The sequence below is a fragment of the Pseudomonas sp. Irchel 3H3 genome, assembly GCF_900187635.1.
In the GTDB taxonomy this organism is placed as follows: Bacteria; Pseudomonadota; Gammaproteobacteria; order Pseudomonadales; family Pseudomonadaceae; genus Aquipseudomonas.
The window spans coordinates 65,448-81,065 of record NZ_FYEC01000008.1 but is presented as its reverse complement, the minus strand read 5'-3'; the positions used below and the strand labels follow the sequence as shown (position 1 = coordinate 81,065).

Below are 15,618 nucleotides of genomic sequence, written 5' to 3'. Positions count from 1 at the left end.
CCCTACGGCCTTCTTGGTCACCCGGCGATATCGCGGAGGGCGATTTCGCTCATGATGCGTTCCAGCACCTGATCGATGGACAACTCCGTGGAATCCAGCTGAATCGCGTCGACCGCCGGCTTGAGCGGGGCTACCGCTCGCTGGGTGTCGCGCTCATCGCGCACACGGATCTCATCTAGCAGACTCGACAGACTAACATCCTCGCCCTTGCCCTTCAACTGCAAATATCGGCGGCGCGCTCGTTCCTCGGCGCTGGCGGTCAGAAAAATCTTCAAGGGTGCATCGGGAAAGACCACCGTACCCATGTCACGACCGTCAGCCACCAGCCCCGGGGCTTCCTGGAAAGCCCGCTGGCGCTGCAGCAGCGCCTCACGCACAGCCGGCAGCGCAGCTACCTGGGAGGCGCCGGCACCGGCAACTTCGGTGCGGATCGCATCGCTGACCTCATCCCCTTCAAGGATGATGCGCTGCAACTGACCGTCGGTCGCCGCGATGAACTGCACATCCAGATGAGCGGCAAGTTTCTTCAGCAATTCCTCATTGGTCAGGTCGACCCCGTGGTTGCGCGCAGCGAACGCCAGCAAACGGTACAACGCACCGGAATCCAGCAGATTCCAGTTCAGGCGCCTGGCGAGCATGCCGGCAATAGTGCCTTTACCCGAACCGCTTGGCCCGTCGATGGTGATAACTGGAGCAATGTTGTTCACGACTGAGCCTCTTGGGCAACGCGGATACCGACCTGCGCGCACAACGCGAGGAAATTCGGGAAGGAGGTGGCGACGTTGGCGCAATCATGGATGCGGATCGGCGCATTGGCGCGCAACGACGCCACACTGAACGCCATCGAAATCCGGTGATCGCCATGACCATGGACTTCGCCACCACCGATCTGGCCGCCGTCAATGATAATCCCATCCGGCGTCGGCTCGCACTTGACGCCCAGCGCCAGCAGACCGTCGGCCATGACCTGGATCCGGTCAGATTCCTTGACCCGCAGCTCTTCGGCACCGCGCAGGATAGTCCGGCCTTGCGCACAAGCTGCCGCCACGAACAGTACCGGGAACTCGTCGATGGCCAGCGGCACCAGCTCCTCGGGAATCTCGATGCCCTTGAGTTGAGCCGCGCGCACACGCAGGTCAGCCACCGGCTCGCCGCCCACTTCGCGCTGGTTTTCCAGGGTAATGTCGGCACCCATGAGACGCAGGATATCGATCACCCCGGTGCGGGTCGGGTTGATGCCGACGTGCTCCAACACCAGTTCGGAACCTTCGGCAATCGAAGCGGCGACCAGGAAGAACGCCGACGAAGAGATATCGCCCGGCACTTCGATGTGAGTGGCAGTCAGCTTGTGGCCGGACTCGACCGAAGCGGTTGCGCCCTCGACAGTTACCGGATAGCCGAAGCCGCGCAGCATGCGCTCGGTATGGTCACGCGTTGGCGCAGGCTCGGTGACCGTGGTCTGGCCTTCGGCGTACAGACCGGCCAACAGCAGGCAGGACTTAACCTGGGCGCTGGCCATCGGCATGGTGTAGGTCAGGCCCTTGAGGGCATGACCACCACGAATGATCATCGGCGGACGGCCTTCAGCGGCGGTTTCGATCACCGCACCCATTTCCCGCAGCGGATTGGCCACGCGATTCATCGGGCGCTTGGACAACGAGGCGTCGCCCGTCAGGGTGCTATCGAAGCTCTGCGCAGCCAGAAGGCCAGACAGCAGGCGCATCGAAGTGCCGGAGTTGCCCAGGTAGATCGGGCCAGGCGCCGGTTTCAAGCCATGCAGGCCCACACCGTGAATGGTCACACGACCATGGTGCGGCCCTTCGATGACCACCCCCATGTCGCGGAAGGCCTGCAGGGTCGCCAGGGCATCTTCGCCCTCGAGGAAGCCTTCGACTTCGGTGACACCCTCAGCCAGCGAGCCGAGCATGATCGAACGGTGGGAAATCGATTTATCGCCCGGTACACGAATCCGCCCAGTCAGGCGGCCACCAGGTTGTGCCAGGAAAATCAGGTCGTTGGAGTTCATAGCGTCCACATAGGCCCGGCGGGCCAGGATTTTACTGAAATGCTCGCGGGCAACCCGGGCGCGAGTGAATACGCCCAACAATTGGTGCCCGTCCCCTGCATCGACCGCGTCGCGCAAGGCGTCGAGGTCGCTGCGAAATGTATCGAGTGTGCGCAGCACCGCTTCCCGGTTAGCGAGAAAGATGTCGTGCCACATCACCGGGTCGCTACCGGCGATTCTTGTGAAATCGCGGAAGCCGCCCGCAGCGTAACGGAAGATCTCAAGATTTTCATTGCGCTTGGCCAAAGAGTCGACCAGACCGAACGCCAACAGGTGCGGCAGATGGCTGGTTGCGGCCAGCACTTCATCGTGGCGCTCGACCTGCATGTGCTCGACATCGGCACCCAGTTCGCGCCACAACGCATCAACCACCGCCAGCGCAGCCGGATCGGTTTGCTCAAGCGGCGTAAGGATCACCTTGTGCCGGCGGAACAACTGGGCATTGGAGGCCTCAACCCCGCTCTGCTCGGAACCGGCAATCGGGTGCCCCGGCACGAAGCGTGGCGGCATGCCGCCGAACGCCTGGGTTGCCGCGCGTACCACATTGCCCTTGGCACTGCCGACATCCGTCAGGATCGCTGCGCCCAGGTCCATGCCCGCGAGCAACGCCAGGAGTTTCTCCATGGCCAGGATCGGCACCGCCAACTGAATGACGTCCGCACCGACACAGGCGGCCGCCAGGTCATCTTCACAACGGTCGACCACGCCCAGCTCTACGGCAAGCTTGCGCGATTGCGGATCGAGATCGACCCCCACCACCTCACGGCAAATGCCGCTTTCGCGCAAGCCCTTGGCAAACGAACCGCCGATCAGCCCCAGGCCGACCACCACCAGGCGGCCGATCACCGGCACAGCAGGTTGCACGGCACTGACATCAACCACGAGCCAGAACCTTGCTCAGCGCCTCTAGGAAACGACTGTTTTCCGCCGGGAGGCCGACGGTGATGCGCAGGTGGTTTGGCATGCCGTAGTTGGCCACCGGACGCACAATCACACCTTCACGCAGCAAGCCCTGGAAGATCGGCGCAGCACTGCACCCCAGATCAACACAGATGAAGTTGCCCCGGGACGGGATCCAGCCCAGCCCCAGCTCACGGAACCCGGCTTCCAACTGCTGCATGCCAGCCTCATTCAGGCGTCGGCTTTCAGCCAGGTATTCATCGTCCTGCAACGCGGCACAGGCGGCTGCCAGTGCCAGGCTGTTGACGTTGAAGGGCTGGCGCACGCGATTCAGCACGTCAGCCACCACCGCCGTCGACAAACCATAACCGACGCGCAGCGCCGCCAAGCCATAGGCCTTGGAGAAGGTGCGCGATACCAGCAAGTTCGGATACGCAGCAAGAAAATCCAGGCCATCGGGCAGGTCACTGCCCTCGGCGTACTCGATGTACGCCTCGTCCAGCACCACCAGCACCGAGGCAGGCACATCCTGCAGGAACTCATCCAGTGCCTCGGCACTGAACCAGGTTCCGGTCGGGTTGTTCGGGTTGGCAATGAACACTACTCGGGTATTGGCGTCGATCGCCGCCAACATGGCGGGCAGGTCGTGCCCCCAGTCCTTGGCTGGAATCACCCGCGCGTCAGCACCAACGGCCTGGGTGACGATCGGATAGACCGCAAAGGCGTGCTCACTGAACACCGCGTTCAAGCCGGGTGCAAGATAGGCACGCGCCACCAGCTCAAGAATGTCGTTGGAGCCGTTGCCCAACGTCACTTGGCTCAGCTCGACGCGGCACTGTTCTGCCAGCAGGGTCTTGAGCGCAAAGCCATTGCCATCCGGATACCGGGTCAGCTCGGCCAGCTCTTCGCGAATCGCCGCCAAGGCCTTGGGACTGGCACCCAGCGGGTTTTCGTTGCTGGCCAGTTTAACGATGCTGGCCGGATCGATATCCAGCTCGCGAGCCAGTTCGTCCACGGGCTTGCCCGGAACGTAAGGCGAAAGTTGTTGCACGCCCGGCTGTGCCAGAGCGAGGAAGTCGCCACTCATTGTTAACGCCCTTAGAGAACTGCTTTGGGGTAGGAACCCAACACTTTAAGTGCCACTGCTTCCTGACTGATTTTCTCCAGCACACCCTTGACCAGCGGATCGCGGTGGTGGCCGACAAAGTCGATGAAGAACACGTAGGTCCACTTGCCACTGCGCGACGGACGAGTCTCGATGCGAGTCAGGTCGATGCCGTTGTCGTGGAAAGGCACGAGCAGTTCGTGCAGCGCACCCGGCTTGTTGCTCATCGAGACGATGATCGAGGTTTTGTCGTCGCCGGTCGGCGGCACTTCCTGGCTACCGATCATCAGGAAGCGCGTGGAGTTGTCCGGACGATCTTCGATCTTCTCGGCCAGGCGAGTCAGGCCGTACAGGCCAGCCGCCATGTCGCCAGCGATTGCCGCCGAATTCCACTCACCCTTGACCCGCTTGGCTGCCTCGGCGTTGCTGGAGACCGCCACGCGCTCGACATTCGGGTAATGCGCATCCAGCCACTTGCGGCACTGGGCCAGGGACTGGGCGTGGGAGTAGATGCGGCTGATGCTGTCAGTCTTGGTGTTTTCACCCACCAGCAAGTGGTGGTGAATCCGCAGCTCGACTTCGCCACAGATGACCATGTCGTGCTCAAGGAAGCTGTCGAGGGTGTGGTTGACGGCGCCTTCCGTGGAGTTTTCCACAGGCACCACGCCAAAATTCACCGCGCCGGCAGCCACTTCACGGAACACTTCATCGATCGCCGCCATCGGCTTGCTGATCACCGCGTGACCAAAGTGCTTCATGGCGGCTGCCTGGGTGAAGGTACCTTCAGGCCCCAGGTAAGCCACTTTCAGCGGCTGCTCGAGCGCCAGGCACGAGGACATGATTTCACGGAACAACCGCGCCATCTCTTCGTTGCCCAGCGGCCCCTGGTTACGCTCCATCACGCGCTTGAGCACCTGAGCTTCACGCTCAGGACGATAGAACACCGGCACTTCGCCTTCGGCCAGCGAGGCCATCTTTACTCGCGCGACTTCCTGGGCGCAGCGGGCACGCTCACTGATCAGCTCCAGGACCTTTTCGTCCAGTGAATCAATGCGCAGGCGCAGTGCCTTGAGTTCTTGCTCAGACATTAGCCGTGTTCCTTCTCGAACTCTGCCATGTACGAAACCAGTGCGTTGACCGCAACGATGTCGACGGCGTTATAGATGGAGGCGCGCATACCGCCTACCGAACGGTGACCCTTGAGGTTCAGCAGGCCCCGCTCCTCGGCACCGGCCAAAAATGGCTTGTCCAGGCGATCGTCGGCCAGGCGGAACGGCACGTTCATCCACGAGCGATCAGTCTTGTTGATCGGGTTGCTGTACAGGCCGCTGGCATCAATGAAGTCATACAGAGTGCGCTGCTTGGCCTCGTTGAGCTTACCGATAGCTTCCACGCCACCTTGATCCTTCAGCCACTCGAACACCAGGCCGGACAAGTACCAGGCCAGGGTTGGCGGGGTGTTGTACATCGAGCCGTTGTCGGCCGCGACCTTGTAGTCGAGCATGGTCGGGCACAACGAGCGGGCACGACCCAGCAGGTCTTCGCGCACGATGTTGACCACGATACCGCTCGGCCCGATGTTTTTCTGGGCGCCGGCGTAGATCATGCCAAAACGCGAAACATCGATCGGACGCGACAGAATGTCCGAAGACATGTCGGCGACCAGCGGCACATCACCGGTTTCCGGCACCCAGCCAAACTCCAGGCCGCCGATGGTTTCGTTCGGCGCGTAGTGCACGTAGGCGGCGTCCTGCGACAACTGCCACTCGTTCTGTCCGGGAATTGCAAAATAGTCGTAGGGCTTGGCGGTTGCGGCAACGTTGACGTGGCCGTAACGGGAAGCTTCTTCGATGGCTTTCTGCGACCAGATACCGGTGTCGATATAGTCGGCAGTGCCGTTTTCCGGCAACAGGTTCAGCGGAATCTGGGCAAATTGCTGGCTCGCGCCGCCTTGCAGAAACAGTACTTTGTAGTTCGAAGGGATATTCAGCAGATCACGCAGATCCTGCTCGGCCTTGGTGGCAATGGACACGAACTCATCACTGCGATGGCTCATTTCCATGACGGAGAGGCCCTTGCCGTGCCAATCCAGGAGTTCACCCTGGGCACGTTGCAGGACAGCTTCGGGAAGTGCCGCCGGACCGGCACAGAAGTTATAGGCTCTCTTGCTCACATCCAATCTCGCTCTGATTTGGTGGTATCACACAATTAATCACAACATCTATCGACACCGATCCTGGCTGGAGCAAATTATTGTGGGAGCTGGCTTGCCTGCGATTGCATCACCGCGGCACTGAAGACGCACCGCGGCGTCTGCATCGCGGGCAAGCCCGGCTCCCACAAAAAACCTGTCACACAAGATCTTCGCAGTTGTCGATATTTTCATACCGGACAAACAACAAGGGGGCGAATTTTCATCCGCCCCCTGTTTGTCCGCTTACTCTTGCGGTTCTTCGTCAGCGGCGGCATCGAGTTGCTGATCGTCAACCACGTCGTCGATCACGACCTCGCCGTCGAATACCGCACCCTCTTCACCTTCCAGCTCGTCACCTTCGACTTCCGACGGCTCCTGGACCCGCTCCAGGCCTACCAGCGTTTCGTCGCTGGCCAGCTTGATCAGGGTCACGCCCTGGGTGTTACGACCCAGGCTCGAGACTTCGTCGACACGGGTACGCACCAGAGTGCCCTGGTCGGAAATCAGCATGATCTCCTCACCGTCGAGCACCTGAACGGCACCTACCAGACGGCCGTTGCGATCGTTGCTGACCATGGCGATCACGCCCTGGCCGCCACGCTTGTACTCCGGGAACTCGCCGATGGCGGTACGCTTGCCATAACCACGCGCCGAAGCGGTGAGGATCTGGCTGCCTTCTTCCGGGATCAGCATGGAAATCAGCTTCTGCCCTTCCGGCAGGCGCATGCCGCGCACACCACGTGCAGTACGGCCCATGGCACGTACATCGGATTCCTTGAAGCGAGTGACCTTGCCGCCGTCGGAGAACAGCATGACTTCACGCTCGCCATCGGTGATGGCTGCGCTGATCAATACGTCGCCTTCGTCCAGCTCCAGCGCGATCAGGCCGACGCTGCGTTGACGACTGAAGGATTCCAGCGGGGTCTTCTTCACGGTGCCTTTGGCGGTCGCCATGAAGATGAAGTGACCTTCGGTGTATTCCTCGACCGGCAGCATGGTCGTGATGTACTCATCACTGTCCAGCGGCAGCAGGTTGACCAGCGGACGCCCACGGGCAGCGCGGGAAGCTTCCGGAATCTCGTAGGTTTTCAGCCAGTACACCTTGCCCTTGCTGGAGAACAGCAGCAGCGTGGTGTGGCTGTTGGCAACCAGCAGGTGAGCGATGTAGTCCTCATCCTTGACGCCAGTCGCCGACTTGCCTTTACCGCCACGACGCTGAGCCTGGTACGCAGCCAATGGCTGGGTCTTGGCGTAGCCACCGTGGGAAATGGTCACGACGCGCTCTTCTTCCGGGATCATGTCACCCAGGGTCAAGTCGAGACGGGCATCGAGGATTTCGGTGCGGCGCACATCGCCGTACTCGGCGCGGATCACTTCCAGCTCTTCGCGGATCACTTCCATCAGGCGCGTGGCGCTGTTGAGGATGCGGATCAGCTCGCCGATCTGGTTGAGGATCTCTTGATACTCGGCCAGCAGCTTTTCGTGCTCCAGGCCAGTCAGGCGGTGCAGACGCAGCTCCAGAATGGCTTGCGCCTGTTCCGGCGACAGGAAGTACTTGCCTTCGCGCAGGCCGTATTGCGGATCCAGGGTCTCTGGACGGCAAGAGTCGGCACCGGCGCGCTCGACCATCGCCACCACGGCGGAGGATTCCCAGGCAGTGCTGATCAGCGCTTCCTTGGCTTCCGACGGCGTTGGCGAGGCCTTGATCAGGGCGATGACCGGGTCGATGTTCGACAGGGCAACGGCCTGGCCTTCCAGGATGTGGCCACGCTCGCGGGCTTTACGCAGCTCGAACACGGTACGACGGGTCACGACTTCGCGACGGTGACGCACGAAGGCTTCCAGCAGATCCTTGAGATTGAGGATCCGCGGACGGCCATCGATCAGCGCAACGATGTTGATACCGAACACTGCTTGCAGCTGAGTCTGGGCGTAGAGGTTGTTGAGAATCACCTCTGGCACTTCGCCGCGACGCAATTCGATCACGACGCGCATACCATCCTTGTCGGACTCGTCGCGCAGCTCGGTGATGCCTTCCAGTTTCTTCTCTTTGACCAGCTCGGCGATCTTCTCGATCAGACGCGCCTTGTTCAACTGGTAAGGCAGTTCGGTGATGACGATCTGCTGGCGACCACCGACCTTGTCGATGTCTTCGATCGTCGAGCGGGCACGCATGTAAATGCGCCCGCGGCCGGTACGGTAGGCTTCGATGATGCCGGCGCGACCGTTGATGATCGCAGCGGTCGGGAAGTCCGGACCCGGGATGTATTGCATCAGTTCGTCGACAGTCAGCTCGGGATTGTCGATGAGCGCCAGGCAACCGTCGATGACTTCACCGAGGTTGTGCGGCGGAATGTTGGTCGCCATGCCCACGGCAATACCGCTGGAGCCGTTGACCAGCAGGTTGGGAATACGGGTCGGCATGACCGCCGGGATCATTTCGGTGCCGTCGTAGTTCGGCACCCAGTCCACGGTTTCCTTGTGCAGGTCAGCCAGCAGCTCGTGCGCCAGCTTGGTCATGCGCACTTCGGTGTATCGCATCGCTGCGGCGTTGTCGCCGTCGACCGAACCGAAGTTGCCCTGGCCGTCGACCAGCAGGTAACGCAGCGAGAATGGCTGCGCCATCCGAACGATGGTGTCGTACACCGCGGTATCACCGTGGGGGTGATACTTACCGATCACGTCACCGACAACACGGGCAGATTTCTTGTACGGCTTGTTGAAGTCGTTACCCAGCTCGCTCATAGCGAACAGCACACGCCGATGCACGGGCTTCAAGCCATCGCGCGCATCAGGCAGTGCCCGCCCGACAATTACGCTCATTGCGTAGTCGAGGTAGGACTGCTTCAGCTCGTCTTCGATATTGACCGGGAGGATTTCTTTGGCCAGTTCGCCCATGAGAAGCCTGATTCCTTTTTCTGGTGAAACTTCGTCACATCCAGATGGGACGAACGAAGCTCGCCGCTGCAGGCTGAGTGCCATGCACCGACTTACGACAAATCAACGAGTTATGCCATGGATCTGCGCAGTAAAGGTTACCCCGCGGGGCGACCTTGGAAACCGCCGGATGTTATCACAAGAGCCGCCACGCACCTATCCCCCTGATGCGCATGGAGCATAGTTAGTTGACCGATGACAGGCTTGAGGGGGACGAGAGAAGCTTAGAGGCTGATTCGAGACTAGATTGTGGTTAATTTATTGACTTGACCTGCCCTTTCGCTGGCAAGCCAGCTCCTGCAGAGCCTGTGGTGGGCGCAAAACCTGTGGGAATGAACCTGCTCGCGACGACAATCGCTCAGGCACCTGAGCTGATCAATGCAGGCGCTTGCGGCACATCAATTGCGCCATCTTTGCGGTATCCGGCCGCTCGACCAGGCCTTTTTCGGTGATGATGGCATCGATCAAGTCCGCCGGCGTGACGTCGAACACCGGATTGAAAGCCTCGACCCCCTCACCGATCCGCTTGCCGCCCACTTCGAGCAACTCACCGGCGTCGCGCTCTTCAAGGGCGATGTCCTCGCCGCTGGCCAGGTCCATGTCGATGGTCGAGCTCGACGCCACCACCATGAAGCGCACGCCGTGGTGCATGGCGTTGACTGCCAACTGGTAGGTGCCGATCTGGCTAGCCACATCACCATTGGCGGCGATCCGATCAGCGCCGACGACCACCCAGGTAATCCCCTTGGTCTTCATGATATGGGCGGCAGCCGCATCGGCATTGACAGTCACCGGAATGCCTTCGTTGGCCAGCTCCCAGGTGGTAAGGCGCGAGCCTTGTAGCCAGGGCCGAGTTTCGTCGACATAGACCCGCTCGACCATGCCTTCCAGGAACGCCCCGCGAATCACCCCCAGCGCCGTACCGAAGCCGCCCGTGGCCAGCGCACCGGCATTGCCATGGGTGAGGATGGTCTGCGCGTTGCCTTGGTGCTTGCGAATCAGGTCGACGCCCAACTGGGCGATGGTCAGGTTGGCCTCACGATCACTTTCTTGGATCGCCAGGGCTTCGGTTTCGAGCGCGACCAAGGGCTGGGCGTGAGCCTTGAGCCGCGCCAGGCGTTCGCGCATACGCCCCAGGGCCCAGGACAGGTTAGCCGCAGTCGGGCGGGACTCGGCCAGCAGGGCGAAATCCTCTTCCAGCGCCGCCTGCCAGTCGCCACCTGCGGCGATTCGGGCACGCGCGGCCAGCACCATGCCATAGGCGGCGCTAATGCCGATTGCCGGGGCGCCACGGACCACCATCGCACGAATGGCCTCCGCCACCTGTGCCGCGCTGGTATGAGCGATCCAGCGCTCCTCGAACGGCAGCAGGCGCTGATCCAGCAGGTACAGGGTGCCGTCTCGCCAATCGATGGCCTTCACCTTCTCAGCAGCCAACAGTCGATCGCGCATCCCTCACCCCGTACTCATGAACAAAAGCCGTCGATTATAGCGATCCCCCCGCGAAGACGCTCGGGTATACTTCGCCATCCTTTACAAAAGCACTGGACCGAATCCTCGATGCCGACCCCCGTTGCCGCTCTCGACCTCCTCTTGCTGCCGACCTGGCTGGTGCCTGTCGAGCCGGCGGGCGTGGTGCTAAAGGAGCATGGCCTGGGGATCCGCGACGGGCGAATTGCCTTCATCGGTCCGCGCAGCGCTGCACTCAAACTCGCGGCCCATGAGGTCCGGGAGTTGCCAGGCATGCTGCTCAGCCCCGGGCTGATCAACGCCCACGGGCACGCGGCAATGACCCTGTTCCGCGGCCTGGCCGACGACTTGCCACTGATGACCTGGCTCGAACAGCACATCTGGCCGGCCGAGGCCAAGTGGGTTGATGAAGCCTTTGTACGCGACGGCACCGACCTGGCCATCGCCGAACAGATCAAAGGTGGCATCACCTGCTTCTCGGACATGTACTTCTTCCCCAAAGTTGCCAGTGAGCGTGTCCATAACAGCGGCATACGGGCACAGATCGCGATTCCGATCCTCGACTTCCCGATTCCCGGCGCCAGCAGTGCCGATGAGGCGATCCGCCAGGGCATCGAACTGTTCGGCGACCTCAAGCACCATCCACGCCTCAAAATCGCCTTCGGCCCCCATGCACCCTACACCGTTGGCGATGAAAACCTGGAGAAAGTCCGGGTCATCGCCGAGGAACTGGACGCCGCCATTCACATGCACGTCCACGAAACCGCGATCGAGGTTCATCAGGCGCTGGAAAAGCACGGTGAGCGGCCATTGGCCCGCCTGGCACGCCTGGGCCTGCTGGGGCCACGCTTCCAGGCAGTGCACATGACCCAGATCAGCGAAGACGACCTGGCATTGCTGGTAGAAAGCAACAGCAGCGTGATTCATTGCCCGGAATCGAACCTTAAACTGGCCAGCGGCTTCTGCCCGGTGGAGCGCTTGTGGCAAGCCGGGGTCAATGTGGCGATCGGCACCGATGGCGCCGCCAGCAACAACGACCTGGACCTGCTGGGCGAAACCCGTACCGCCGCCCTGCTGGCCAAAGCCGTTGCCGGATCCGCCAGCGCCCTGGACGCCCATCGCGCCCTGCGCATGGCAACCCTCAACGGCGCCCGTGCCCTGGGCCTGGAACAGCAGACTGGCTCGCTGGAAGTCGGCAAGTTTGCCGACCTGGTGGCCTTCGACCTGTCCGGCCTGGCCCAGCAACCGGTCTACGACCCGGTCTCGCAACTGATCTATGCCACCGGCCGGGACTGCGTGAAACACCTTTGGGTCGGCGGCAAGCAATTGCTCGACGACCGGCGCCTGACGCGCCTCGATGAACAACAGCTGTGCGCCACGGCCAACGCCTGGGGTCAACGCATCAGCGGCCACACCGAATAGAACGCCCCCTTGAGCTGAACCTCAAGGCTGACAGCAGAATATTTCAGATTCAGAGGATTACCCATGAGCAACGTCGACCACGCTGAAATCGCCAAATTCGAGGCCCTGGCCCATCGCTGGTGGGATCGCGAAAGCGAGTTCAAGCCCCTCCACGACATCAACCCACTGCGCGTCAACTGGATTGACGAACGCGTCAAACTGGCGGGCAAGAAGGTCCTGGACGTCGGCTGTGGCGGCGGCATCCTCAGCGAATCCATGGCACAGCGCGGCGCCACCGTGATGGGCATCGACATGGGTGAAGCGCCCCTGGCAGTTGCCCAGTTGCATCAGCTGGAGTCGGGCGTGAGCGTGGAATACCGGCAGATCACCGCCGAAGCCCTGGCCGAAGAAATGCCCGAGCAGTTCGACGTGGTCACCTGCCTGGAAATGCTCGAGCACGTGCCCGACCCCTCGTCGGTGATCCGCGCCTGCTTCCGTATGGTCAAGCCCGGCGGCCAGGTGTTCTTCTCCACCATCAACCGCAACCCGAAGGCCTACCTGTTCGCCATCGTCGGCGCGGAATACATCATGAAGCTGCTGCCACGCGGCACCCACGACTTCAAGAAATTCATCCGCCCTTCCGAACTGGGCGCCTGGAGCCGTGCGGCCGGCCTGACCGTCAAGGACATCATCGGCCTGACCTACAACCCGCTGACCAAGCACTACAAGCTGGCCAGCGACGTTGACGTCAACTACATGATCCAGACCCTGCGCGAGGAGTAAGCCCATGGCAATCAGAGCAGTTCTCTTCGACATGGACGGCACCCTGCTCGACACCGCGCCGGACTTCATCGCCATCTGCCAGGACATGCTGGCCGAGCGCGGGCTGCCAGCGATCCCGGACAAACGCATCCGCGACGAGATTTCCGGTGGGGCCAAGGCCATGGTCGCCGCGACCTTCATGCTGGACCCGCAGGCGCCAGGCTTCGAGGAACTACGCCTGGAGTTCCTCGAGCGCTACCTCAAGGGCTGCGCGGTCCACAGCAAACTGTTCGACGGTATGGCTGAACTGCTGGCCGACATCGAGAAGGCCAATCTGATCTGGGGCGTAGTGACCAACAAGCCGCTGCGTTTTGCCGAGCCGATCATGCAACAACTGGGGCTGGCCGAGCGCTCGGCCCTACTAATCTGCCCGGATCACGTAAAGAACAGCAAGCCAGACCCGGAACCGCTGATCCTCGCGTGCAAGATGCTCGACCTCGACCCGGCCAGCGTCCTGTTCGTCGGCGACGACCTGCGCGACATCGAGTCCGGACGCGATGCCGGCACCCGCACCGCCGCGGTCACCTACGGCTACATTCACCCAGACGACAACCCGCGGCACTGGGGTGCGGACGTGGTAGTGGATCATCCGCTGGAGTTGCGCAAGGTGCTCGATAGCGCGTTGTGCAGCTGCTAAGCAGTCAACGCACCACATCTGTGGGAGCGCGCCTGCTGGCGATAGCCGCACCGGCGCCCCCGCAGGGATTGCGCCTGACCTGAAGAATTTTTGTAGAGGTTTTTTATGTTTGATTACTCCGCTCGTCCTGAATTGCTCAAGGACCGGGTCATCCTGGTCACCGGTGCCGGCCGCGGGATCGGTGCAGCCGCCGCGAAAACCTACGCAGCTCACGGCGCCACCGTGCTGTTGCTGGGCAAGACCGAAGCCAACCTGACCCAGGTCTACGACGAAATCGAAGCCGCGGGTCACCCTCAACCGGCGGTGATCCCGTTCAACCTGGAAACCGCTCTGCCGCACCAGTACGACGAGTTGGCGGCAATGATCGAGACTGAGTTCGGGCACCTTGACGGCCTGCTGCACAACGCCTCGATCATTGGTCCACGCACGCCGATCGAGCAACTGTCCGGCGAAAACTTCATGCGCGTGATGCAAGTCAACGTCAACGCCATGTTCATGCTCACCAGCACCCTGCTGCCCCTGCTCAAGCTGTCCAAGGACGCCTCGGTGATCTTCACGTCCAGCAGCGTGGGTCGCAAGGGCCGTGCCTACTGGGGTGCTTATGGCGTATCGAAGTTCGCCACCGAGGGCTTGATGCAGACCCTGGCCGATGAAGTCGACACCGTCGCACCGATCCGCTCCAACAGCATCAACCCGGGCGCCACCCGCACCAGCATGCGTGCCCAGGCCTACCCCGGGGAAAACCCGAACAACAACCCGACCCCGGAAGAGATCATGCCGGTCTACCTGTACCTGATGGGGCCGGACAGCAGCGGCATCAACGGCCAGGCGTTCGACGCCCAGTAAGCTGGTGCCCCAGCATGTCGCGACGGCTTCCCGCCGCGGCATGAGCCAGGCGGTGCCACTATTCTGCTATGCTTAGTCAAACAACCGTCATATTGCTCGCAGGCATATCCCGCTGGGTGCCCCAAGCATCTGATTGCAATCGGCTTTTCCAGAAAATGAACCGATGGCACGCATTTCGCTCTAAATCTGCACCAAACACGCTGTAACCCAGCTTGTCAGACAGCATTCCTGCTTGGGGGCGCACGCCATATGAAATCTCCGACCCAGACCCACGCAATTGATTTTGATAGCGCCAAATTGCAACGCCTGGGTTTTGGCCAGATCCCGCCCCTTGTGGAACGCCCTGCGAGCCTGAGCCAGTTGCGCCAGCAAATGGGCCTGCAATTGCAAACCAGCCTGGAACCGCAACGCATCCTCGGCCTGTTTTTTCGCGAAGTTCAGCGCCTGGTTCCGCTGGACGCCCTGCACTATCGGCACGAGTCCAGCGAATTGCGCCTGGAGCTCGGCCAGCGCGGCCATCACTCGGTGAGCTACAGCCTCAGCCATCAGGGTGAACACCTGGGTGAACTGGTGTTCCGGCGCAATCAACGCTTCAGCGAGCAGGAGCAGGCCAACCTCGAAGCCCTGCTGGTGCCCTTGTTGTTCCCCATGCGCAACGCCCTGCTGTATCGAGCGGCGACTCAAAGTGCACTGCGTGACCCCCTGACCGGTACCGGTAACCGTATCGCCATGGATCAGACCCTGGAACGGGAAATCCACATGGCCCGACGTCACCAGCAGCCTTTGTCCCTGCTGATGCTGGATATCGACCACTTCAAGCGCGTCAATGACAGCCACGGCCACGCTGCTGGCGACCAGGTGCTCAAGGCCGTCGCCACGTCGATCAAGAACCAACTGCGCAACGTCGACATGGTGTTTCGTTTCGGTGGCGAGGAGTTTTTGATCCTGCTGTCCAATACCAGCCGCGAAGCTGCGGCCATGGTCGGCGAACGCCTGCGATACAGCGCACAGGTGGAGGATTATCGGGTTGAGGGCAAGCTGATCGAGCTGACCGTCAGCCTCGGCTGCTCGACCCTGCTCCCCGCAGAATCGGCCGAAAGCCTGCTGCGCCGCGCTGACAGTGCGCTGTACGTGGCCAAGCGCGAGGGGCGTAATCGCCTGGCGATGGCGGGGTAATCCCCCGACACCCTGCTTGAGAATGTCGGGGGTCGCTGCGCAACCCAACGCAGGCTGCGCCAGCT

12 protein-coding genes are annotated in these 15,618 nt (G+C 61.6%); 5 read left to right on the top strand and 7 right to left on the bottom strand.

Annotated features, from left to right (window positions below; genetic code table 11):
• Positions 1 to 17 precede the first annotated feature (17 nt).
• From cmk to mtnA, 7 genes are all read right to left on the bottom strand, one after another.
• Positions 18 to 707, bottom strand: a complete 690-nt coding sequence (gene cmk, locus CKW24_RS11585; protein ID WP_095168025.1) for a (d)CMP kinase — start codon at positions 705 to 707, stop codon at positions 18 to 20.
• On the bottom strand, positions 704 to 2,911 hold the full coding sequence (locus CKW24_RS11580) for a bifunctional prephenate dehydrogenase/3-phosphoshikimate 1-carboxyvinyltransferase (protein ID WP_095168260.1): 2,208 nt from the start codon (positions 2,909 to 2,911) through the stop codon (positions 704 to 706). Before CKW24_RS11580 ends, cmk begins: the two co-directional genes overlap by 4 nt.
• Positions 2,912 to 2,939: 28 nt before the next feature.
• Positions 2,940 to 4,052: a histidinol-phosphate transaminase gene (gene hisC, locus CKW24_RS11575; RefSeq protein ID WP_095168024.1), complete on the bottom strand. Its 1,113-nt coding sequence runs from the start codon at positions 4,050 to 4,052 to the stop codon at positions 2,940 to 2,942.
• A gap of 11 nt (positions 4,053 to 4,063) precedes the next feature.
• A complete protein-coding gene (pheA, locus tag CKW24_RS11570) occupies positions 4,064 to 5,158 on the bottom strand; it encodes a prephenate dehydratase (RefSeq protein WP_017129662.1) in 1,095 nt (364 codons plus the stop codon).
• Positions 5,158 to 6,243 (bottom strand): 3-phosphoserine/phosphohydroxythreonine transaminase, encoded by a 1,086-nt coding sequence (gene serC, locus CKW24_RS11565; protein ID WP_095168258.1) that lies wholly within the window; start codon positions 6,241 to 6,243, stop codon positions 5,158 to 5,160. The genes pheA and serC overlap by 1 nt, the downstream gene beginning before the upstream one ends.
• Before the next feature lie 264 nt (positions 6,244 to 6,507).
• The gene (gene gyrA, locus CKW24_RS11560; RefSeq protein WP_095168022.1) at positions 6,508 to 9,162 is read right to left on the bottom strand and encodes a DNA gyrase subunit A; all 2,655 of its coding nucleotides are present in this window, start codon (positions 9,160 to 9,162) and stop codon (positions 6,508 to 6,510) included.
• 414 nt (positions 9,163 to 9,576) lie between these two features.
• Positions 9,577 to 10,653 (bottom strand): S-methyl-5-thioribose-1-phosphate isomerase, encoded by a 1,077-nt coding sequence (mtnA, locus tag CKW24_RS11555; protein WP_095168021.1) that lies wholly within the window; start codon positions 10,651 to 10,653, stop codon positions 9,577 to 9,579.
• A 108-nt stretch (positions 10,654 to 10,761) separates the two neighbouring features.
• On the opposite strand from mtnA, the gene CKW24_RS11550 reads away from it, so the two are divergent.
• The 5 genes from CKW24_RS11550 to CKW24_RS11530 all read left to right on the top strand — a co-directional run bounded on the left by CKW24_RS11550 (position 10,762) and on the right by CKW24_RS11530 (position 15,553).
• Positions 10,762 to 12,093 (top strand): TRZ/ATZ family hydrolase, encoded by a 1,332-nt coding sequence (locus tag CKW24_RS11550; protein ID WP_095168019.1) that lies wholly within the window; start codon positions 10,762 to 10,764, stop codon positions 12,091 to 12,093.
• A gap of 63 nt (positions 12,094 to 12,156) precedes the next feature.
• Positions 12,157 to 12,855, top strand: coding sequence for a bifunctional 2-polyprenyl-6-hydroxyphenol methylase/3-demethylubiquinol 3-O-methyltransferase UbiG (gene ubiG, locus CKW24_RS11545; RefSeq protein WP_095168018.1), 699 nt, complete (start codon positions 12,157 to 12,159; stop codon positions 12,853 to 12,855).
• A 4-nt stretch (positions 12,856 to 12,859) separates the two neighbouring features.
• Positions 12,860 to 13,531, top strand: a complete 672-nt coding sequence (gene mupP / locus CKW24_RS11540; protein ID WP_095168017.1) for an N-acetylmuramic acid 6-phosphate phosphatase MupP — start codon at positions 12,860 to 12,862, stop codon at positions 13,529 to 13,531.
• Between the two features lie 105 nt (positions 13,532 to 13,636).
• Entirely contained in the window at positions 13,637 to 14,377 is a 741-nt protein-coding gene (locus tag CKW24_RS11535) for a YciK family oxidoreductase (RefSeq protein WP_095168015.1), read from the top strand.
• 249 nt (positions 14,378 to 14,626) lie between these two features.
• Complete coding sequence (locus CKW24_RS11530) at positions 14,627 to 15,553, top strand: GGDEF domain-containing protein (protein WP_095168013.1); 927 nt, start codon at positions 14,627 to 14,629, stop codon at positions 15,551 to 15,553.
• Positions 15,554 to 15,618 lie beyond the last annotated feature (65 nt).